This window comes from Pedobacter sp. KACC 23697, assembly GCF_045348445.1.
GTDB lineage: Bacteria > Bacteroidota > Bacteroidia > Sphingobacteriales > Sphingobacteriaceae > Pedobacter.
In genome coordinates this window covers 3,138,850-3,159,988 of sequence record NZ_CP157485.1, presented here as the reverse complement: position 1 = coordinate 3,159,988, position 21,139 = coordinate 3,138,850, and the positions used below count along the sequence as shown (strand labels likewise).

20 protein-coding genes are annotated in these 21,139 nt (G+C 36.4%); 6 read left to right on the top strand and 14 right to left on the bottom strand.

The features are described from left to right. Window positions 1–25: 25 nt before the first annotated feature. On the bottom strand, window positions 26–736 hold the full coding sequence (locus ABEG20_RS12580; protein ID WP_406823685.1) for a LytR/AlgR family response regulator transcription factor: 711 nt from the start codon (window positions 734–736) through the stop codon (window positions 26–28). 235 nt (window positions 737–971) lie between these two features. Here ABEG20_RS12580 and ABEG20_RS12575 point away from each other — a divergent pair, with 235 nt between their 5' ends. The 3 genes from ABEG20_RS12575 (at window position 972) to ABEG20_RS12565 (ending at window position 4,851) form a co-directional block, all read left to right on the top strand. After that, the gene (locus ABEG20_RS12575; protein ID WP_406823684.1) at window positions 972–1,205 is read left to right on the top strand and encodes a hypothetical protein; all 234 of its coding nucleotides are present in this window, start codon (window positions 972–974) and stop codon (window positions 1,203–1,205) included. 236 nt (window positions 1,206–1,441) lie between these two features. Beyond that, a complete protein-coding gene (locus ABEG20_RS12570; protein ID WP_293744324.1) occupies window positions 1,442–2,209 on the top strand; it encodes a GLPGLI family protein in 768 nt (255 codons plus the stop codon). Continuing rightward, the gene (locus tag ABEG20_RS12565) at window positions 2,209–4,851 is read left to right on the top strand and encodes a hypothetical protein (RefSeq protein ID WP_406823683.1); all 2,643 of its coding nucleotides are present in this window, start codon (window positions 2,209–2,211) and stop codon (window positions 4,849–4,851) included. Before ABEG20_RS12570 ends, ABEG20_RS12565 begins: the two co-directional genes overlap by 1 nt. Window positions 4,852–4,890: 39 nt before the next feature. On the opposite strand, the gene ABEG20_RS12560 is transcribed toward ABEG20_RS12565, so the two are convergent. The 9 genes from ABEG20_RS12560 to ABEG20_RS12520 all read right to left on the bottom strand — a co-directional run bounded on the left by ABEG20_RS12560 (window position 4,891) and on the right by ABEG20_RS12520 (window position 12,161). Then, window positions 4,891–5,331, bottom strand: a complete 441-nt coding sequence (locus ABEG20_RS12560) for a hypothetical protein (protein ID WP_406823682.1) — start codon at window positions 5,329–5,331, stop codon at window positions 4,891–4,893. A gap of 7 nt (window positions 5,332–5,338) precedes the next feature. Beyond that, complete coding sequence (locus ABEG20_RS12555) at window positions 5,339–6,001, bottom strand: hypothetical protein (protein WP_406823681.1); 663 nt, start codon at window positions 5,999–6,001, stop codon at window positions 5,339–5,341. A gap of 33 nt (window positions 6,002–6,034) precedes the next feature. After that, window positions 6,035–6,595 carry an RNA polymerase sigma factor gene (locus tag ABEG20_RS12550; RefSeq protein ID WP_406823680.1) on the bottom strand — a complete coding sequence of 187 codons (561 nt, stop codon included), beginning with the start codon at window positions 6,593–6,595 and terminating at the stop codon, window positions 6,035–6,037. A gap of 78 nt (window positions 6,596–6,673) precedes the next feature. Then, entirely contained in the window at window positions 6,674–7,630 is a 957-nt protein-coding gene (locus ABEG20_RS12545; protein ID WP_029274068.1) for a transketolase family protein, read from the bottom strand. Window positions 7,631–7,718: 88 nt separating this feature from the next. Then, window positions 7,719–8,564, bottom strand: a complete 846-nt coding sequence (locus tag ABEG20_RS12540; protein WP_406823679.1) for a transketolase — start codon at window positions 8,562–8,564, stop codon at window positions 7,719–7,721. A gap of 57 nt (window positions 8,565–8,621) precedes the next feature. After that, window positions 8,622–9,086 carry a thioredoxin-dependent thiol peroxidase gene (gene bcp, locus ABEG20_RS12535; RefSeq protein ID WP_406823678.1) on the bottom strand — a complete coding sequence of 155 codons (465 nt, stop codon included), beginning with the start codon at window positions 9,084–9,086 and terminating at the stop codon, window positions 8,622–8,624. A 122-nt stretch (window positions 9,087–9,208) separates the two neighbouring features. After that, complete coding sequence (locus ABEG20_RS12530; protein ID WP_406823677.1) at window positions 9,209–10,942, bottom strand: M23 family metallopeptidase; 1,734 nt, start codon at window positions 10,940–10,942, stop codon at window positions 9,209–9,211. A 3-nt stretch (window positions 10,943–10,945) separates the two neighbouring features. Then, entirely contained in the window at window positions 10,946–11,557 is a 612-nt protein-coding gene (locus tag ABEG20_RS12525; protein WP_406823676.1) for a fumarylacetoacetate hydrolase family protein, read from the bottom strand. Between the two features lie 73 nt (window positions 11,558–11,630). Continuing rightward, window positions 11,631–12,161 carry a T9SS type A sorting domain-containing protein gene (locus ABEG20_RS12520; protein WP_406823675.1) on the bottom strand — a complete coding sequence of 177 codons (531 nt, stop codon included), beginning with the start codon at window positions 12,159–12,161 and terminating at the stop codon, window positions 11,631–11,633. Window positions 12,162–12,340: 179 nt separating this feature from the next. On the opposite strand from ABEG20_RS12520, the gene ABEG20_RS12515 reads away from it, so the two are divergent. Further along, window positions 12,341–14,299 carry a KUP/HAK/KT family potassium transporter gene (locus ABEG20_RS12515; protein ID WP_406823674.1) on the top strand — a complete coding sequence of 653 codons (1,959 nt, stop codon included), beginning with the start codon at window positions 12,341–12,343 and terminating at the stop codon, window positions 14,297–14,299. Window positions 14,300–14,302: 3 nt separating this feature from the next. Then, window positions 14,303–14,455, top strand: a complete 153-nt coding sequence (locus ABEG20_RS12510; protein WP_406823673.1) for a hypothetical protein — start codon at window positions 14,303–14,305, stop codon at window positions 14,453–14,455. 63 nt (window positions 14,456–14,518) lie between these two features. Here ABEG20_RS12510 and ABEG20_RS12505 read toward each other — a convergent pair whose 3' ends face one another. Continuing rightward, window positions 14,519–14,887: a transposase gene (locus ABEG20_RS12505; RefSeq protein ID WP_406823672.1), complete on the bottom strand. Its 369-nt coding sequence runs from the start codon at window positions 14,885–14,887 to the stop codon at window positions 14,519–14,521. 167 nt (window positions 14,888–15,054) lie between these two features. Continuing rightward, window positions 15,055–17,004, bottom strand: a complete 1,950-nt coding sequence (locus ABEG20_RS12500; protein WP_406823671.1) for an amino acid permease — start codon at window positions 17,002–17,004, stop codon at window positions 15,055–15,057. 292 nt (window positions 17,005–17,296) lie between these two features. Between ABEG20_RS12500 and ABEG20_RS12495 the strand changes: the two genes are divergently transcribed. Next, window positions 17,297–18,520: an MFS transporter gene (locus ABEG20_RS12495; protein ID WP_406823670.1), complete on the top strand. Its 1,224-nt coding sequence runs from the start codon at window positions 17,297–17,299 to the stop codon at window positions 18,518–18,520. Between the two features lie 32 nt (window positions 18,521–18,552). On the opposite strand, the gene ABEG20_RS12490 is transcribed toward ABEG20_RS12495, so the two are convergent. Further along, complete coding sequence (locus ABEG20_RS12490; RefSeq protein WP_406823669.1) at window positions 18,553–19,290, bottom strand: hypothetical protein; 738 nt, start codon at window positions 19,288–19,290, stop codon at window positions 18,553–18,555. Window positions 19,291–19,355: 65 nt separating this feature from the next. Continuing rightward, window positions 19,356–21,062, bottom strand: coding sequence for a M3 family oligoendopeptidase (locus tag ABEG20_RS12485; RefSeq protein WP_406823668.1), 1,707 nt, complete (start codon window positions 21,060–21,062; stop codon window positions 19,356–19,358). Between the last annotated feature and the right edge of the window lie 77 nt (window positions 21,063–21,139).

The following is a 21,139-nucleotide window of genomic DNA, read 5'->3' as shown; positions in this document are numbered from 1 at the left end:
CAAAAGTACGGATTTAAGAAGGATCCTATCTCTTCATCGACATTTTATGATAAAAATCCAGATATTTTCTGCCAATAGAAATCCTATGATTATTATTTAAAATGACATATGACCTTTCTAAGGTTTTAATTTGACTTTCTGCAATAATAAATGATCTGTGTATCTGGGAAAAACCTTTATTTTTGGTCAGCAGTGCTAATGCCTCAGAAAAGCTTGACCTCGAAAAAATTATCTCATGCTCAAGGTATATTTTAGTTAATCTCTCTTGGGCTTCTATCGCATAAATTTTATCTAATTTGATTTTAATAAATCTGTTTCTTTGTTCATCACTTTTTAAAAGAACATAATCATTAGCTTTTTCTGTTTGCACATTTGGAGGGTTTTGAAACAATCTCCGAATAACTTGATCAAATTTTGCCTGTGAAATTGGTTTTAAGAGAAAAGCATCTGCCTCCATTTCATAGGAGTGAATGGCATAATTGGCATGGGCAGTAGTAAATACCAACTTATTGGTTTTGTGTTTAATTAATCTTGCAAGCTCGAGGCCGTTCATTGTTGGCATTTCGATATCAAGAAAAATCACATCAACAGGTTTTTTAAGATTCTCAATCTCTTTTAGTGCAGTTGGTGCACTACAGTAAGACTTGAGTAATTTAAGTTTGGGCTGCAGGGCAATATAATCAATTATGATTTCCAGCGCAGGAAATTCATCATCAATTGCTAGGCAGGTATACATATTTTCTAGTGATCGTTAGAGTAGTCATTTTTATTTAGAATTGATTAATGCTAAAGTAATAGTTGTGTTACAGTTTTGCAAATTTATAAAATTCGAAAAAAAAGTAAAATGGTCGTTCATGTCCTTTAATGAGCTGTTCATGTTTATTAGATAGTAATTGGTACGGAAAATTTTATTTTAGATTTTTATAAAATAGGTTTGAAATTATTAATCTAATTATTTTAAACTAAAAGACATGAAAAAATTATTATTTATTGGAATGATGTGTTTGATGAGTTTAGCAACATTTGCTGAAGTGGATTTTTCAAACCTAAGGCAATGTACGGTACATTATACCGTTGTAGACGAAGATGGTGCAGTTATCTGGGGGCCAGCTAACGTGTCAGCGGATACATGTGAACATGCATTAGGGCTTGCCAGGTCGTTTTACCATATGGCTACTGGTGACAGTTCAGTTTTTCCGAAGTAAATGAAACTGGTGAGTGTTATCTGGGGGTTAGCCAATACACCTGAACATGCGGCAGTATTGCGAGGTACTTTACTTCAAAGCTACTGGTAGTAGCTCATTTTTTAATAGTGAAACTTAATCAAAAGTTAGTAGTTCGTTTACGTTTCAGTTCAATAAGACGGTCTATCGTAAACTAGGATGTCATTGATTGTGGTGTAAACGAACTAAATTGTCTGTCAAATCTTAAATGATGTATTGTGCGTAGAAAATATTTATTAAATTTTTTGCTTTTAATTTTTGTTCTTCATTCGTTTTGTGCAAAAGCGCAAAAAGGTACTATTAGTTATAAACTGACCGTTAATGAGAAAAATCTTAGCAGAGAGATGCAACAGAATTTAATTATCTATTTTGATAAGTTGAATTCTGTAGAACTAAGGATTAAACAAAAAAATCAAAGTGGTAACAATCAAGGCGATGATTTAAATCAAGTTAGGGTACTTAAATCAGGAAAACCAACCTTTGTGTTCAAAGACTTCTCGAGAAAAAAATTATTATTATCCGATTATATTGGCACTAAAAAAGTAATATTAATGGATACTTTAAATAATTTTAAATGGAGAATTTTAAAGGAAAAGAAGAAAATAGGAAATTTTAATTGTAGAAAAGCAGAAACCGCATTTAGAGGGAGGTTATATGAAGCCTGGTATACCGAAGATGTTCCTATTCAAAATGGACCGTGGAAATTTTGTGGTTTGCCTGGCTTAATCGTTATGGTTAAAGACACCGCATCTGATTTTGTATACGAATTAACAGGTGTTGATTTGAAGGCAAGATTTGAAAATAATGTAATTGGCATTCCTGTAGCCTATGAAAAAGATAAAGTTGTTACTTATAAGGAATTTAGAACTTTGTACAGGAAAAAAATTGAAGATTATATTAGATTATCTAGAGTTGAACAAACCACACCCGAAGGCATTACTGGGACAATAGACTTACATATGCCCGAAAAACAAGAGAAATTTTAATGTGCAAATATTTCATCTTTTTGTTTATTGTTTTTACACACCATCTTTCTTTAGCACAATCTGTACGGTTAACTGGTTCAGTAATCTCTGGAACCGATAAACTTCCCGCTGCTTCGATTCAACTCAAAACTTTTGGAAACGAAGATATTTTAATTTATGGTTTTTCTGACGAAGAAGGGAATTATAAACTTAGCGGTGAAATAGGCGAATCCGATAAATTCTTTTTAATTGCGGCCTATATTGGTTATAAAAGAGATACGTTAATTGTAAGTCGAACTGATCTTATAAAACAAGTTAGTTTTCATTACAATTTCAATTTAAAAGAAGATAAAAAACAGCTTGATGAAATTTATATTAAAGCGCCTAATGCCATTCAGGTAAATAACGATACCACAACCTATAACGTTCAGCGTTTTACCAGTCCTGAGGATAGAAACCTGGAAAACGTTTTAAGAAAGATGCCTGGAATTGAAGTCAATAAAGACGGAACGATCTTTTTTAAAGGTAATAAAATCAGCAAAGTATTATTGGAGGGGGATGATTTAACCGGGGGGGGATATAAAGCCATTACCAAAAACCTAAGGCCCGAGTTTGTTGAACAAATACAGGCTATAGAACATTATGTCGAAGATAATCTGCTTAAGGGCATTATTAACAGCGATGATATTGTTTTAAACCTTAAAGTAAAAAATAAGCAAGCTAAAAAGATAATAGGGAGCATCGACGGCGGTTTAGGTACAAACCATAGAAACGTATTGTCTGCAAACCTGATGTCTTTTATTAATAAAACCAAAGCATTTGCCTTTGCTAACCACAATAATTTAAATACAGCAACAAATGGCAAGGCCTCAGATCTTATAGATGAGAATAGTGCTTTTATAGGTAATAACCAAATTATCCGTCATGAGGTTGGTACCTACAATCCTTTTGATGCAACTTCATTTACCCTTAACAATACAACTCAGGGAACTATAAATGCCGTTACAAGAGTGACGGACAGGTTCAAGATCAGCTATGCACTGCTGTATTCGTGGATTAAACTTTACGGGCAATCATATTTGCAGAATATTTATTTTCCTCCAAATTCGATTTACACGGAAGACACCGATAATAGGACCAGTTTAAACAGAACATTTAAAGGTGATTTTAGTACGGATTACTTGGTTAAAAGCAATGCTCGTTTCAGGTCTAAATTTACATATAAACAAGCGACTGAGCAATTTAATAGTTCCGCTTTTTCGATATATAATAATGTAGCTGGTGACAGTGTTTCTCAAAATCAGGATGATTTAAACAGAAATTTTGATGCACAGATGAAATACACTGTCAAAACAAATCAAAGAACTGCCTATTTGCTTTCGTTAAGGATTTCAACCTATGATATGAATCAAAATTACCAAACAGGTTCACAGCTTTATCAGAATGTTCCCATATTTAATGGAAGCCGAAATTTATACCAAGTAGTAAATAATGATAATTTTAAATTCAAGTTTGATTTTGAGGGACTAAAGAGATATCATACCAGCTTTCTCTACTTAAATCTAGGTAATGAAATTAACTATTTTAAACTAAAATCAAATCTCTTTGGTGGATTTCAAAATAATCAAGTATCAATTGGGAATGATTTCATCAATGAGAATCTCTTTAAGTTAAACCAAATCTATATTACGGGTAAATATGTTTACGATAATCAGCCCATAAAGATATTAATGCAACTAAAGTCAACGGTTCAGCTACTAAAAAACATGGGGAAGGATAGTACTTATTTGATTTTTGAACCAAATTTATCTTTTTTTTATAAGTTAACCGATGTACAAAGTATTTCTTTAAGTTATAATTATAAAAATTCTAATCCCCAGCCGATTGAATATTATGAAAATTATATACTTACCAATCTGCGGAATATAAATAGTGGATTGAACAATTTTTATAACTATAATACGCATAATCTAGGTATGAATTATAATTTAAATGATTTCGATAACAGTTATTTTAATTTCAATTTGGCAATAAATGGGAGTTATAGTCAATATGGATTTCTTTACACTAACTTTTTCTTAAACACCTTAAATTATGCTAAAAAAGAACCATTTAAAGGGGTTAAAACAATAACAGCCAATTTTAGCGCAAAGAAGTTCTTTCCAGTTTTATCCATGTCATTTACTGCAAATTACGCCCCCTCTCTCTCTACTTACTATGGTAAAGCAGTTAGTATAGTAAAAGAATATAAGACTTTTAATCAAGCGGGGTCATTAAAAATAAATACGGGATTCAACTTGCCCATAAACTTTGGAATAGGAACCGAACTACAAATTAATTCCACTAGTAGTGAGGGAGAACAAATTGTTAATAATAAGTCCTTTAAATATACATTTGAGTATAGATATAAGATCAATGATCAGATTTTTAATATTTCTTCCTACAATAGATATGATGTAAATAATCAAAACTTTGATCTAATTGATACAGAACTACAGTTTAATCCTATCAAGGGGAATTTTAAGTATAGTATCCAGGGTAAAAATCTTGCTAACCTTAAAGCTTTTACCACTTTAAGTGTTAATGAAGTATATTCTTCTAATTATTCCTCTTCAATTCTGGGAAGATATATTTTGTTTAATGTATCAATGTCAATTAAATAATTAAACCAAAAAGACTTACAGTAATGTAAGTCTTTTTGGTTATGGTTTTTGACTGCCTTTAAACCTATTGAGCAACTCGCGTTTAAAACCTTCCTGTGCCCGATAAAATTTGCCTACAACTTTTATGGGCAGAGAAGATTTAAGCTTGCTGTAGTATTTTTTATTGAGATTAAGCTCTCTTTGCTTAAAATCAAATTCACTGGTAATTAAATTCTGTACCTGCGCATCTGTTAAGTTATCAATTTCGTCCACTTTTCTGAAAGAGATCATTTTCTGCATGCGTTCTTTGTGCAAGCTATTTAGTTCTGCCTGCATATCGTTATAAATTGGCCAGAAAATCTTCGCTTCATCTGGTGATAAATCCAGTTTTTGAGTAAAAAAAGCTATTTTAAGCGATTCTATTTCTTCTCCTCTTGGTCTTTGTGCCAGTAAGGTAGTGGGTAACAAAAACATTAAAGCAACAAAAAGTAAATTCTTCATTTCTGTATTAATTGTTTAGTTCCTGAGCTAAATCCCCTGACGAGAAATTGCTCAAGATATAGTTTTCCATTTCTGTATCTGACGCAGAAGCTGTTTTTATGTTAGATGAGGTTGTATTTTGTGTCTCTAAATGATCAATGATCGTACTTTCGTCAATGTCATACAATAATTGCTCATTTACCATTGCTTCTGCAGATGGTGATGACTGACTGACAGAAACTGATCCACTTTGGTAAAAATAAATACTAAATGAGGCCAACAATAAAAAGCAGGCTGCACTTACATATTTAACGATATTTCTTCTCCATAAAGGAATAACTTTGGCTTCTCTCCGGGGTTTGGATGTATTGGCAATCTTACCGGCAATTCTACTTTGCAGTGTATCAAAATAATTATCAGGCACTGTAAAAGCCTTTTCTGCTCCCGGAATTTCGGATAGGGCAATGTGGGTCTGTATGCGTTCCGTTAAATCTTCAAAATAATGCTGCGGAACTTCAAAATTGTTTTTATCTGTTTTCTGTCTTAATCCATCTAAGAATATGGCAGAAAAAATAGCCTCTTCACAATTTTCGAAATATCCATCTGGAATGGAGAAAGGATTACGTTTCTCCAAAGCAGCAAGTGCAGGAGCTTCATTCATCCAATCGTTATTTTCTATATTTTCGTTCATCACAGATATATGATACAATTAATGCGAAAAGGTTTAATAGTCTATTTCATCATTTGTAATAAAAGCTTCAATTTTTTTGGCAGCAATGTGAAATGATGCTTTTAATGCACCTACCGAAGTTCCCAATACCTCTGAAATCTCTTCATATTTCATATCATCAAAATATTTCATATTGAAGATAATCCTTTGTTTCTCTGGTAAGGTGAGGATGGCTTTTTGCAGTTTAAGCTGGAGCTTATCGCCGTTAAAATAGGATGATGCCACCAGATTATCGGCAAGTTCGGATGATACCTCATCCAAGGGTGTATTGTTACGCTGCTTTTGTTTATTTAAGAAGGTGATCGATTCGTTGGTAGCAATGCGGTAAATCCAGGTATAGAGCTGCGAATCGCTTCTGAATTTATCAAGATTTTTCCAGACCTTAACAAATACCTCCTGCAAAAGATCATCGCAATCATCGTGGTTTAAAACCAGCCTGCGGATGTGCCAGTATATTTTTTGCTGGTATTTTTTTAGTAACAGGTTAAAGGCTTCATTACGCGTATGCTCAACAGCAAACATGGCAAGAATTTCTGAATCTTCAACTTGTTTCATTATATATAGATTTGAGATGTGAGAATTGAGATATGAGATTTGATTGATGTCTCAAACCTCATATCTAATATCTCAAATCTATTTTTTTCTGCCAATTACTTTTTGAACTGCTTCAACAATGTTTACGGCATCCAAACCATATTTAGACATTAATTGATCTGGTGTTCCGCTTTCGCCAAAAGTATCGTTGGTGGCTACAAACTCCTGTGGAGTTGGCAGTTCAGTTGTTAACAAACGTGCTACGCTTTCGCCCAATCCGCCAAATTTGTTATGCTCTTCGCAAGTAACCACACATCCGGTTTTTTTAACTGATTTTAAGATGGCTTCGTCATCCAAAGGTTTAATGGTGTGGATGTTGATAATCTCGGCATCTATACCCAATTCAGCTAATTTTTCTCCCGCCTCAATTGCTTTCCAAACCATATGGCCGGTAGCAATAATGGTTACATCCGTGCCTTCGTTCACCATCCAGGCTTTACCGATCTCAAATTTTTGATCCGGATCTGTAAATACAGGGATTACCGGGCGGCCAAAACGTAAATAAACCGGACCTTCGTACTCAGCAATGGCCATAGTTGCTGCTTTGGTCTGATTATAATCACAAGGATTGATCACCACCATTCCTGGCAACATTTTCATTAAGCCGATATCTTCCAAAATCTGGTGTGTTGCACCATCTTCCCCTAATGTTAATCCGGCATGAGATGCGCAAATTTTAACGTTTTTGTTAGAATAAGCTACCGATTGACGGATCTGATCGTAAACACGGCCAGTAGAGAAGTTGGCAAAAGTACCTGTAAAAGGAATTTTACCACCAATGGTCATCCCTGCAGCAATACCAATCATATTAGCTTCTGCAATACCAACCTGTGTAAAACGCTCCGGAAAATCTTTAATAAAAGCATCCATTTTAAGCGATCCAACTAAATCGGCACATAATGCAACCACATTTTCGTTTTTCTTTCCGGCTTCATGTAAGCCAGCTCCAAAACCCGAACGTGTATCTTTTTTTTCTGTATATGTATATTTTTTCATTTTGTTTTAGATATGAGATATGAGATTTTAGATGTGAGATCAGGCGACAATTCGTTTCAAATCTCATATCTGTCGTCTCCAATCTAATTTAGTAATCCCCTAAAGTTTCTGGTAATTGTGCTAATGCTTTTGCCAATTGCTCATCATTTGGCGCTGTACCATGCCATTTGTGTGAACCCATCATGTAATCTACACCGGCACCCATTTGTGTGCTCATTAAATTTAAGATCGGTTTACCTTTTCCGGTTAAGGTTTTAGCATAATGTAATCCTTCAACTATAGCCTGCATATCATTACCATCAGTATTGATTACGTGCCATCCGAAAGCTTCAAATTTAGCTTGTAAATCATCCAGGGCAAGCACTTTACTGGTAGGGCCATCAATCTGCTGTCCGTTATAATCAACTGATGCAATTAAATGGTCAACCTTATTAAATGGGGCAAACATCGCTGCTTCCCAGTTTTGTCCTTCCTGTAATTCTCCATCACCTAAAAGCGCAAAAATATAAGATTTATCACCGTTTAACTTTTTAGCCAATGCAGCACCAATAGCCACAGATAAGCCCTGACCTAATGAACCAGAAGCAATACGGATGCCTGGTAAATGTTCGTGTGTGGTAGGGTGCCCCTGCAATCTTGAATCTAGTTTACGGAAAGTTGCCAGTTCGCTTTTATCGAAATAACCGGCATGAGCCAGTGTACTATACCAGACCGGAGAAATATGACCGTTCGAAAGGAAGAATAAATCTTCACCTGCACCTTCCATCGTGAAGTCTGTTTTGTGGTTCATCACTTCAAAGTATAGCGCAGTAAAAAAATCTGTGCATCCAAGCGAAGCGCCAGGGTGACCAGATTGACATCCGTGAACCATTCTTACGATATCTCTTCTGATTTGAGAGGCAATATCTTCTAGCTCTTTAATTGTATGTTTCATTAAAATAAGAGGTTGTTGTTACATAGCAAAGTTAATATTTTACCCGCTATATCATAATTAGTTATTGATTAAATTGAGTACTTGCTGTGTTGAATTTTTGGTGTCAACTTTTTTAATAATATGGATAATTTTTCCATCGCCATCTATAATAAAAGTGGTGCGAACCGTGCCCATGTATTTTTTGCCGTACATGTTTTTTTCTGCCCAAACGCCATAATCATTTACAATTTTCTGGTCTGTATCTGCCAGTAGAGTAAATGGTAATTGATGTTTGGTTACAAATTTTTGGTGCGATTTTTCATCGTCTACGCTAACGCCTAAAACAACAATACCTTTGGCCTGTAAACCTTGATAGTTGTCTCTGAAATCGCAAGCTTCCGCAGTGCAGCCCGGGGTATCGTCTTTTGGATAAAAATAAAGTACAACTGTTTTGCCTTTATAATCGCTCAACGAAACTTCGTTTCCACTTTGATCTTTTGATGTAATTGCAGGTGCCTGATCACCTTCTTTTAATTCTGCCATATATAAAATGATTGAATTTTTATGTTCATGGATCTGTTAATTAATGCCGCAATGTAAACAGTTTAAATTGTTATACTGTTCGCAGAGATTTAAAAGATGACATTTTAAAACATTTTTACCCCTTATTTGGAAAAATGTATTGGGTATCGTCTTGTGTTTTCTTTCATATCTGTAACCACCAGTTCAAACGAATGTTTGCCTGATGGCGTTCGCTCATCGAAACTGTGCCAAAGTGTTGCGGTTTTGGCATCAAATTCCATTAATACCCACTGACCATCGATATAACCGTTAAAACTTTTTATTCCGGATAAATTATCGCTGATCTTTAAAATTATTTTAGATAAACCAGCCATATTTTTTCCCTCGGAGATATTTACAGGTGTTATTCTTGGAGCAATGGTATCGGTGGCAATATAAAAGCTGCCAAAGTTTTTTGGCTTGGCTGTAACATAGCCGTTTTCGAAAAAACCACCCTGCGATGAACCGTTTGAATTTACGATTAAGGCTTTACTCCGAAGATTTTCCGGGAGGTTATCGGCCTTGATTGAGATATCGAATCCCAGGTGTAATGGCGTATATCTGTTATGGATCTGATGAACGGCAGACCAGGCATTACCCGTTGGTTTAGGCAACTTTTTATAAGTGAAGTTTAAATCGCTGTACAATGTCCCGAGCGGGAAAAGCACTTTAATATCTTCGGTATTAAATTCGTTTGCTTTATTGTATGGATAAATGATTCCAGTTGGAAGAACAGGTGCAGCAGTAGTTGCCAACCCTGCATTTACCGTAAAAGGGAGGATAGAGGAGTTTCCTTTCGAATCGGTAATGATGTAGCGAAGCTGGTGTGGAGCTCCGTCGTTGAAATTGATCCTGCCGTTATTGACCAAACCACTATAAATTTTTAAAGGGTTGCCAGGTTCAACAAAACTTTTTTGGATACTTCTCTTTGTATTTAAATAAGTAGGATAATCGATATGCGAATTAATCGCTTTACTGTTTTCGAAAGCAAAACGTTCAAGGGCTGAAGTATATACTTTTTTACCGTCCACCTCTAGTTGAATAGAATACACGCCATTAGTTCCTGATAAACCATTATGCCTGTCGGTTACCACTATGCCAAAGCCAACTTCGCCAGTTAGGTTAATTGGTGCCGTGATTTTATAATTACCATTTGCTCCAATGATGCCAATGGCTTGTTTTGGTGTGTTTTCATTAAAAACCTTACCGTTTAAACGGTATACATACAATCCATGGATAACAGGGGGGATATTATCGGGAATGTTGATCCCGAAAAACTGCGGATTGATGGTTTCTTCCGTTTTGGTGTCCCTGATTTCGAAATGCAGATGTGGGCCACCAGAGCTGCCACGGTTACCAGACCAGGCAATAATTTCGCCTTTATGCACGGGAATTAATGTAGCATCAGGAAATTCATCAATCTCAAATGATTTTTTTTCATATTCAAAATTTTTAACAATTGTGGCAATTTTTGGCGCAAAGCGTTGCAAGTGGCCGTAAACCGTGGTAAAACCATTTGGATGATGAATGTACAATGCCTGCCCAAAACCACTGTTTTGCACCCTTAACCTCGAAATATATCCATCTGCAACCGCATAAACCGGATAACCTTCGCGCTGGTTGGTCCTGAAATCGATTCCGGAATGAAAGTGATTGCCTCTTATTTCGCCAAAAGAGCCTGCAAGGGCAGGAGGGGTGATATCCAAAGGTTGTCTGAAATCGGTAATCGGATATTTATTGTTACTGAAAATCTGTTGCGCCCGGGTAAAGGTTGTAACAAATAAAAGGCAGATTGAAATGTAAAATTTTAACTTGTAGCGGATCGGGTTTTTAATCATTCGTTATTTTACCTCAAAATTTAAAAGTTGCTTTCCCTCTAACCAGGCTTCCAGTTTGTCGCCTTTATGTATTTTTCCAACACCCTCAGGCGTTCCGGTAAAAATTAAATCGCCTTTTTTTAAAGTGATATATTGAGAAACAAAGCTGATTATCTTTTCGAACGAGAATAACAAATCTTTAGTATGGCCGATCTGTCGGCGTTCGCCATTTATCTTTAACTCGAAATTTAAATTGTAGAGATCTGCATAATCGCTTTTAGGCAAAAAAATACTGATTGGCGCTGAATTGTCAAAAGCTTTCGCCAGCTCCCAGGGCAATCCTTTTTCTTTATGTTTAGTTTGGATATCCCGTGCGGTAAAATCTATACCCAGACCCAATTCATCATAATAATTAGTTGCAAATTTTTCAGCAATGTGTTTACCTTCTTTACAGATTTTTAATACGACCTCCAGTTCGTAATGCACATCATCAGAGAAATCGGGAAGGTAAAATGGTTTGTTGTCTTTTAATACAGCTGTATCTGGCTTCAGGAAAATTACAGGGCTAGTTGGAACCGGGTTACTCAACTCTTTTGCATGCGCTGCATAATTTCTGCCAATGGCGATGATTTTCATTGTTAATTATAATATATGAGAAAATAAATGTGGGATTAACCCGCATCAATCAAAAATAGAAAAGAAAATGGTGTTATAAAACTGAGATCCGTTTTACCTGGCTTTCTGAACCTGCAATAACCCTTAAAAAGTAAATGCCTGGATTAATTCTGTTAGGAACAACAAAGTTTTTGGCATGCTCGCCGGCATTTAAACGTTCGTTTAAAAGTGTTGCTACTTCATTTCCCAACAGATCGATAATTTTAATCGTTGTTTGGGTGCCATCTTTTCCAATAGCTAAAATAATATTTAACTGGTCTTCTACCGGGTTAGGATATATTTTTATGATGCTCAACAATTTATCTTTTGGTACCACTGTTACATTTTTGGGCACTGTAGAATAAGTATTGAACATTCCTGAACCGCCTGCTGTCATAAAAAGAGGTTTGTAAGGCGTAATATTGGCTTTAATTTCAGGAATGCGACTTGTTTTTTTTGTTCTGTTTTTTAAGCTAATGTGAATGCTATCAGTTTGTTGCGACCAAGAATTTACGCTGCATAACAAAACCATGCACAATGTGCAGGCGAGTTTTGTGAGTAACGTTATCTTAGTGTAGAGTTTCATCAAATTGGTATAGCAAATGTATTAATTTAAAACAAAGAAATTAAACATTTTGTTTAAAACCCATAATTTAACACAATTTAACAATAAAATTTAATTTTCATAGTGTTAAAAATACACAATAATTTGGTTGTTAAATTGTTATAGTTAGTTTACTTTTGCCGCACTAAAATATCAACGAAGTGTCAAATCATAAAAATGTCAACGCGTTAACCGCCGGCGGTGTTCTAATTAGTTTAGGAATTGTGTTCGGTGACATTGGTACATCTCCACTATATACCTTAAATGCAATTTTTACTACAATTTTAGGGGGTAAACAGGATATAAACCCCACCAATGTTTTGGGCGTTTTATCCTGTATTATTTGGACATTAACTCTACAAACTACCATTAAGTACGTTATTATCACCCTTAGAGCGGATAATAAAGGTGAAGGTGGTATTTTCTCTCTATTTTCACTGGTGCGCAAAAAGGCTAAGTGGTTGGTTGTTCCGGCCGTTGTAGGTGGTTGTGCATTACTCGCAGATGGTATCATTACGCCTAGTATTACGGTAACATCAGCTATTGAAGGGCTTACCAGTAAGTTTGATGTACCGGTTATTCCAATTGTCATCACCATTTTAACCATTCTGTTTATTATCCAGCAGTTTGGTACCAATATGGTGGGCAAGCTATTTGGCCCGGTAATGTTTGTTTGGTTTGCTGTGCTTGGTGTTGTGGGTGTTTCCTTTGTGATCAAAGATTTTAGCATTCTCAAGGCGTTTAATCCTTATTATGCCATCCATTTATTGGTAACCAATAAACTCGCGTTTTTAATTTTGGGTGGGGTATTCTTATGTACAACCGGGGCAGAGGCTTTATATTCTGACTTAGGTCACTGTGGAAGAAATAACATCAGAATCAGTTGGATTTTTGTGAAACTTACGCTTATACTAAACTATTTAGGACAGGGCGTTTGGATTTTGCAGAACAGCGACAGTTATATTCCTGGTGCGAAAATGAATCCATTTTTTCAGATCGTTTCCAGTCAGTTTCAGATCCCGATGGTTATATTGGCCACAATGGCGGCAGTGATTGCCAGTCAGGCTTTAATTAGTGGCTCATTTACCTTAATTGCTGAGGCAGTACGCCTAAACCTTTGGCCGAAAATCAAAATTATTTATCCATCAGTTTCAAAAGGTCAGTTATATGTTCCTTCCATCAACTGGATGTTATGGATTGGTTGCTGTGGTATAGTATTCCTGTTTCAAAAGGCAGAGAAAATGGATGCGGCATATGGTTTATCCATCACCATAGCCATGTTGATGACCACCATTCTGGTGAGTTTTTATCTGCGGAGCAGACGTTTCCCGAAATATTTAATAGCCTTGTTCTTCTTTACTTACGTCATTATCGAAGGCACATTTTTGATCAGTAACTTAACTAAATTCTTACATGGCGGCTGGGTAACGGTATTAATTGGTTCCTTATTATTTACGGTGATGTGGAGTTGGTTTGTAGCCCGGAAGATCAAAAACCGTTTCGTTAAATATGTCGAAATTGAAGATTACTATCAGATTCTAACCGAATTGAGCAGTGATGAATCAGTTCCGAAATACTCTTCACAATTGGTTTATTTAACGAGTGCCAACTTTAAAACGGAGATCGAATCGAAAATTATCTATTCCATTATTCAAAAGGAGCCGAAACGCGCTGATGTATACTGGTTAGTGCATGTTGATGTAATGGATGAGCCTTATACCTTAGATTATAAAGTTGAGTTTTTGATTCCAGGCAAGTTAATCCGGATCGACTTCAGGTTGGGTTTTAGGATTGAGCAGCGTGTAAATTTACTTTACCGCAAAGTGGTTGAAGAGTTAGTGAAAAATGGAGAAATTGATATTACCAGCCAATATACATCGTTAAACAAGCATAAAATTGCTGGCGATTTCAGGTTTGTACTTTTGGAAAAACATTTATCGAAGTTTACCAAATTGAGTTTCTATGAGAGACAGATTATGGATTACTATTTTATCCTGAAGAAATTAAGTTTATCTGAGGAGCGAAGTTTTGGCCTGGATAGCAGTTATGTTGATGTAGAAAAGGTACCGCTGATCTTCGTTACACCAGATGATATTGAATTGCATAGATTACCCGTTTAAGCAATGAGAACTGCACTTTTGATTTTGGGTATGGTGCTATTTATAGCGGGTCCTGCAGCCAAAATATACCATCTTGATCATGCGAATAATTATATGATCGCATCTGGATTAGGCCTCGTGATGATTACCTCGCTGGCCTTTATCAAAAAGAAATAAACATAATCCTCTTTCTGTTGACGGAAGGGGATTTTTTGTTTCTTAATAAAACTTGTCTTCATTTCACTTGCCTGGATTATTGATGATATAATGAGAGATGTTATGATATGCTCTTTCATCACGAATGATGTGTTCGTAATAATTACGCTGCCAAAGCTTTCCCATTGTTTTATTGTGTGACATGAACAACTGCAAGCAAGCATTTGAAACAATTGATTTATACGCGCCAACAATATCAGCAATGGTCGGGGCAACCCTTGCGGTCGCCCTGTTTAATTCTTTTTGTTCTTGTGCGACCGCAAGGGTCGCCCCGACCGTAGTTCGATCTGATAAGACGATGATGCCATGCATATGATTAGGCATGATCTGAAAAACATTAAGTTCAAAATTCGGAAATCTCTCCGCTAAATTAATCCATTCGTTATAAGCCATAGTTCCAGACTGATTTAAGATCATTTCGTCACCTGAAACCTTTCCAAATCTGTGGATTCTATCTTCACAGCAGATTGTGATGAAATACGCTCCTGCTTTTGAATAGTCGTAACCCTTTAATCTGATCGATCTTCGATGATGTATTAGAGGATTGAATTTCATTTAAGTTAAATTTCCGGATTTGCCAATTTACTATGCCTGTAACCATAGGCAAAATAAACCACTAAGCCCACTACCAGCCAGATACCGAAACCGATCCAGTTCGAAATGCCAAGCTCACACATCATGTATAAACAGCTGATCAGGCCCAAAACCGGAATCAATGATAGGTTTTTGGTGATGCAATAGTATGTGATGACTACGCAGATGATCAGGAAAATCCACATCGGGATTTTGTGTTTAAATAAACCCCAGCCGCTTTCGTATTTCTTCTCTACAGGTACTTTTGAGGCGGAAATAAACTGCTCATAACGATCAGCAGGTAATGCACTCAGGTAAGATTCTGCATCTACTTTCTCGGCCAATACAATTTGCGGTGCAGCATTTTTAACAATTTCCGCTTTAACAATTTTCAGTTCATCGCCAGTTAAAGAAGTAACAAAAGTTACGGTTTGGATGGTTTTAGGCGAATTAAAAAAGAATGCTTTGGTCTCTTTTTCATATTTCGTAAAAGCGAAAATTAAGGCGCCAATCAAAATAACCGGAACAATAAACTTACTGTTTACATAAGGTATTTTGAATTTTCCACGTTGAACATCGGGCCTGTTCTGTAGTACCAAAACCCCGGCACAAACCAATACGAAAGCGAAAAGTGTTCCGATGGAGCAAAGATCGGTTACGATGGTGAGGTTCATAAACAACGATGGTACAGCCACTACAAAGCCTACTACAATTGTGGCAAATGATGGTGTTTTGTATTTCGGGTGGATTTTAGAAAAAGATTTCGGCAGCAGCCCGTCTCTGCTCATACTCATCCAGATCCGGGGTTGACCCATCTGAAACACCAAAAGTACACTGGCCATGGCGAATACCGCACTTACGGCAATAATACCGCTCATTAATTTTAGGTTAATCTGATCAAAAACGAATGCAAGCGGATCGCCGACAGCTAAGGTATCTGATTTAACGATACCGGTTAAAACCAATGCAATAGCTACATAAAGGATGGTACAGATAATGATTGCCCACATCATTCCACGGGGTAAATCGCGTTGTGGGTTCTTACATTCTTCAGCCGTTGTAGAAATGGCATCAAAACCGATATAAGCAAAGAATACTGCAGATACGCCCTTTAAAACACCAGAAACTCCGTTAGGAGCAAATGGATCCCAGTTTTTGGTATCAACATAAAAGATACCTACAGCTAAAACCAAAAGAATTACCGCAAGTTTAACCACCACCATGGCGTTACTGGCATTACGACTCTCTTTCATACCTCGGTAAATTAACCAGGTAATTAAAATGATAATGCCTAAGGCAGGAATATCTGCAACAAGGTGAAAGTTACCGATTTTTGGAGCAGTGAGCCAGGCATTATTGGCCAAAGCAGTGGCAGAATCTAAATCTGCAAGGTTTTTACCAGCGGCTAAAAGTGCTTCGGCATGTTGATGTCCGTTATAAGCACTTAAATAATCCATCGTCATCCAATCGGGCACGTGGATGCCATCAATGCCAAGCGGCGGTATTTTTATGGTGGAGAGTAGCCCCGTAAAGTAATCAGACCATGATATGGCTACCGTAATATTACCGATAGAATATTCCATAATGAGCGACCAACCGATAATCCAGGCCACCAGTTCGCCAAAGGCTACGTAAGAATAGGTGTAAGCACTACCCGAAACCGGTACCATTGAGGCAAACTCTGCGTAAGCAAAGGCTGCAAAACTACAGGCCACCGCTGTAAAAATAAATAAAAAGATTACCGCCGGACCGCCATCTGCACTGGCCTTGCCAATCGTACTGAAAATGCCCGCTCCAATAATTGCTGCTATTCCAAAAGCTGTTAAATCGCGTACACCGAGTGTTTTATGTAATGTATTTTCGTGATCGCCATAGCCTTTTGCCGCATCTTGTAATATCTTGGAAATAGATTTCTTTCTGAATAGCTTTTCGAACATCTTTTGTTTGCTTGTTTGTTCAAACTTATAAAAAGTTTGGCTAAAAACGTTTAAAGCAAGATATAATTTTCAATACACTATGCCATGGGTAGTAAAATGCAGTCAAAAAAGAGGCTTGTTTATTAGATTGGAGTAAAAATTTAAAATTATTTGGGCTGAATAATCCTTTGTTTGATTCGCATAATTTTACGCTGTTTAAAAGTCCTAATTTTGTTGTCAATAATCAATCAGATAAATAAGAGCCCTTAACCAGGTGTTTGATTGAAATATTTTTAACGATAACAGTACCAGGATGAATGCAGATACAGCACAAGTAAAATATATTAAAAAACGTCACCAGGGTTTAGCCACTATACTGGCCTTTGCCTTAATTCCATTATCGGGTTTTGCAACCGATATTTATATCCCCTCCTTACCAACAATGGCAGGCGAAATGCAGGTAAGCAGTGTTCAGGTTCAACTTACTTTAAGTATCTTTTTAATTAGTTATGGTGTTGCACAACTTTTTATCGGGAGTGTGCTTGATAGCTTTGGCAGGTATAAAATCTGCCTGTATGCGTTATTGATTTTTGCAGCAGCAAGTGTAGTCATTGCCACAACACATCAAATTTACCTTATTTATTTAATGCGCATTATCCACGGACTTACTGTTGGCGCGATTGTAGTTGCAAAGAGAGCATACTTTGTCGATCTTTTCGAAGGCAATCAGTTAAAACACTACCTCAGTCTGTTTTCCATCATTTGGTCTACCGGGCCAATTGTAGCGCCTTTTATTGGTGGTTATCTTCAAACAGTATTTGGTTGGGAATCTAATTTCTATTTTTTGGCAGGTTTTGCGCTTGTTTTTGCATTATTTGAGTTATTATTTAGTGGCGAAACTTTAAAACATTTTACCGATTTTCAGCTAAAGAAAATAACAGGTATTTATATCGAAATGATTAAAACAACCAGTTTTACGTTAGGTATTGTCATGTTGGGATTAGCCTATTGTATGGTGATGGTTTACAATATGACCGGTCCGTTTATTATTGAACACCATTTTAATTTTTCACCGGTTATTGCGGGTTACAGCTCATTGTTTTTAGGTTTTGCATGGATGGTCGGCGGCTTTATCGGCAAAGCTACCATTAACAGGCCGTTCTTTAAAAGATTAATGATCAACTCGCTGTTTCAGGTAGGATTTGTAATTATGATGATGATAAGTTTGAACTTTGTTTCTAACATCTGGTCGTTAATTTTCTTTGCCTTTTTAATCCATGTAGGGGCTGGCTTTACCTTTAATAATTATTTTACTTTCTGTCTGAGCAAATTTCCGAAAAATGCAGGCATTGCAGGCGGATTAACAGGAGGTATTACTTATGTGATTGTATCATTTTTAAGCTATGGATTGGTAAACCTGATCCCGGCTAAAGATGAACGTAACCTTAGTTATAGTTATCTGATTATGATTTTACTGTCAGTTTTAGTGATGTTTGTAATTCTCAGGATCAGGAAAAAGGATGAGGTAGGAGATTAACTGTTTCTGCCTCAATAACCTGATCTTATTTGCTATTTTATTTTCAGATAAGTACCTTCTAATGTTGCGTTGAATCCGAATTCACAATCATTTAACTGGTATGAACCTTCCTGCGAAATGATTAAAAAGCCATTGTAAAATTTAACTTTGAATTTACAGGATTTATTCACCTGAATAATCAGCTGGTTATTTTTTAAAACAGCCTTCCCAGATGCATCAGCAATGTTTCTTCCAGGATCATGGGTAACCGAACCAATATCATAGCTGTAGGTATTACCGCTTACTTTTTTGATGGTGATGCTTCCCTGATACCCTTTTTCTCCGTATTGATAAGCATATTCTCCCGCAAGTTGATGAGGCTGAAGGGATAAAAATGTTTCAGGCTTAAGACTTTGATTGGTTTTAACAGCTAGTATGATCGTATAACGGGTATCCGATTTGGTGCCAGACCATTCGCCTTCCAATTTATTGTTTTTACGTGCAGCATCAATACGCCCGCTAATATTTCCATCTTTCTCAAATTCATACAGCGAATACTGATTTTGATCTTCTATATGGCCAATAATTTTAATTGGCTTTTTTAACTTGGTATTTAAATATTTGATTTCTCCTAAAATGAGCTGGTTCGAAACAGAAATGTTTAATTCAACCGGAATTTTTTTATTTATGAAACCGCTTAAGGTATATTTCTGTATAGTACTATTTGGTTGTGCGTAACAAATGCTTTTTGAAAATATTAAAATGATCAATATTACTCTAAGGAGGCGCATAAAATTTTTTTTTCTAAAAATAAAAAAGTCGCGGAGATTAACCGCGACTTGATAAATATATTTGATTATCCCAATTTCTCTAACTCATCTTTAACAAAACTTGCCAGTTCTTGTACATATTCCGAACTAAAATCAAATTTAATTCCTGCAGTTTCATAGATTTCGTTTATTGGTTTAGTATAACCAAGCGCAAGTGCATCTAAATATTGCGCTAGCGCTCTTTCAGGATTTTCTTTATAATTTTTCCAAACGGCGATGGCACCTAACTGGGCGATGGCATATTCGATATAGTAAAATGGCACTTCGAATAAGTGCAGTTGTTTTTGCCATACATTTCCAAATTGCTGCTCTAAATCAGTCCAATCAGCAAAACCGGCACCAAAACGGTTATAAATCTGCTTAAATGTTTCCTCACGGTCAGCTGCGGTATGGCTTGGATTGGTGTAAATCCAGTGTTGAAACTGATCAATTACGGCAACCCATGGCAATGTTTTCAACACATCAGCCAACTGTTCTTTTTTAGCACGGTTTAAATCCTCTTCATTGTCGAAATAAACATCCCACTTATCCATCGAAATTAATTCCATACTCATCGATGCCAGTTCGGCTACTTCGGACGGGCAATGTTTAAAATCGTTTAACTCCAGATTTGCGGTTAAAAAAGTATGGATAGCATGTCCTCCTTCATGAACCATGGTGGTTAAATCGCGTAACGAATTGGCCGAATTCATGAAGATAAACGGGGCTCCTGTTTCAGCCAGCGGGTAATTGTAACCTCCGGGTGCTTTACCTTTTCTACTTTCTACATCAAAAAGATTATTGGCTTTCATGGTGGCCAATTTTGACCCCAATTTTTCATCAATGGCATTAAAGCAGGCAATACTTTTATCAATCAGCTCTTCGCCATTGTTGAATGGTTTTAAGGCAGGTTTACCGCTTACGCTTACTTCCAAATCCCAGGGCTTCAACACCTCTAAGGCCAATGCTTCGCGGCGTTTTTCAGCCTGTTCTTTTAAAATCGGAACAATTTCCTTTTCAATCGCATTTGCAAAATCATAACAATCCTGCGGAGTATAATCGAAACGTCCCAAAGCCTGGAACATGTAATCGCGATAGTTTTCAAAGCCCGCATTTAAGGCCACCTGATTACGCAGCCTGATCAGCTCATCAAACAAAATATTTAAATCGTCTTTATCAACCAAACGGCGTTGTTGGATCGTTCTCCAGGCATTTTCGCGTACTTCACGGTTTAAATCTTTAATAAAAATAGAAGCTTGCTCCAAAGTATACTCTTGTCCGTTTAACTCCACACTCATGGCGCCTGTAATACGCTGGTATTTCTGTTGTTTTACCTGAAGTTCAGTGAAAAGTTCAATATTTTCATCGCGGTAAAGTTCTAAGGCTTTTTTAATCGCACGACTGTATACGAAATATTTTTCTTTGTCTAAATCATCCATAAAAGGGCTTTCGACAAATTTTTTGTTCAGTTCGTTGGCTAACGGTGAGATTTTTGGTTCAATTTCCGTCGCAAAATATTGAAAGTTTTTAACCAGCTCCTCATTCGCCGTATCACAGCTCATTTTAATGTATCTCCAGGCAAAATCTTCTTCCAAAGCTGCTTCCAGCTCCGAACGGTCTTTTAACCATTGCGCTAATTCGCCGGTGCTGTTTATTTCGCGGTTTTGCAGTTCAGTAAAAAGTGGTTCTAAATTTTCCCAGGTAATGTTTAGTTCCTGTGGAATGTATTTTCTGGGTTTCTTTATGATATTCATGTTTATAAGATTATTGAATGAGAGAAGGATTGAATTAGAGAATGGTTTTCATTCAGTCATTCAAAATCATTCATTCA

Excerpts from the sequence above, each read along its gene's own strand:
- ABEG20_RS12580 (WP_406823685.1), bottom strand. The coding sequence starts at position 736 with ATGTATACCTGCCTAGCAATTGATGATGAATTTCCTGCGCTGGAAATC.
- ABEG20_RS12575 (WP_406823684.1), top strand. The coding sequence starts at position 972 with ATGAAAAAATTATTATTTATTGGAATGATGTGTTTGATGAGTTTAGCA.
- ABEG20_RS12565 (WP_406823683.1), top strand. The coding sequence starts at position 2,209 with ATGTGCAAATATTTCATCTTTTTGTTTATTGTTTTTACACACCATCTT.
- ABEG20_RS12560 (WP_406823682.1), bottom strand. The coding sequence starts at position 5,331 with ATGAAGAATTTACTTTTTGTTGCTTTAATGTTTTTGTTACCCACTACC.
- ABEG20_RS12555 (WP_406823681.1), bottom strand. The coding sequence starts at position 6,001 with ATGAACGAAAATATAGAAAATAACGATTGGATGAATGAAGCTCCTGCA.
- ABEG20_RS12550 (WP_406823680.1), bottom strand. The coding sequence starts at position 6,595 with ATGAAACAAGTTGAAGATTCAGAAATTCTTGCCATGTTTGCTGTTGAG.
- ABEG20_RS12545 (WP_029274068.1), bottom strand. The coding sequence starts at position 7,630 with ATGAAAAAATATACATATACAGAAAAAAAAGATACACGTTCGGGTTTT.
- ABEG20_RS12540 (WP_406823679.1), bottom strand. The coding sequence starts at position 8,564 with ATGAAACATACAATTAAAGAGCTAGAAGATATTGCCTCTCAAATCAGA.
- bcp (WP_406823678.1), bottom strand. The coding sequence starts at position 9,086 with ATGGCAGAATTAAAAGAAGGTGATCAGGCACCTGCAATTACATCAAAA.
- ABEG20_RS12530 (WP_406823677.1), bottom strand. The coding sequence starts at position 10,942 with ATGATTAAAAACCCGATCCGCTACAAGTTAAAATTTTACATTTCAATC.
- ABEG20_RS12525 (WP_406823676.1), bottom strand. The coding sequence starts at position 11,557 with ATGAAAATCATCGCCATTGGCAGAAATTATGCAGCGCATGCAAAAGAG.
- ABEG20_RS12520 (WP_406823675.1), bottom strand. The coding sequence starts at position 12,161 with ATGAAACTCTACACTAAGATAACGTTACTCACAAAACTCGCCTGCACA.
- ABEG20_RS12510 (WP_406823673.1), top strand. The coding sequence starts at position 14,303 with ATGAGAACTGCACTTTTGATTTTGGGTATGGTGCTATTTATAGCGGGT.
- ABEG20_RS12505 (WP_406823672.1), bottom strand. The coding sequence starts at position 14,887 with ATGGCTTATAACGAATGGATTAATTTAGCGGAGAGATTTCCGAATTTT.
- ABEG20_RS12500 (WP_406823671.1), bottom strand. The coding sequence starts at position 17,004 with ATGTTCGAAAAGCTATTCAGAAAGAAATCTATTTCCAAGATATTACAA.
- ABEG20_RS12495 (WP_406823670.1), top strand. The coding sequence starts at position 17,297 with ATGAATGCAGATACAGCACAAGTAAAATATATTAAAAAACGTCACCAG.
- ABEG20_RS12490 (WP_406823669.1), bottom strand. The coding sequence starts at position 19,290 with ATGCGCCTCCTTAGAGTAATATTGATCATTTTAATATTTTCAAAAAGC.
- ABEG20_RS12485 (WP_406823668.1), bottom strand. The coding sequence starts at position 21,062 with ATGAATATCATAAAGAAACCCAGAAAATACATTCCACAGGAACTAAAC.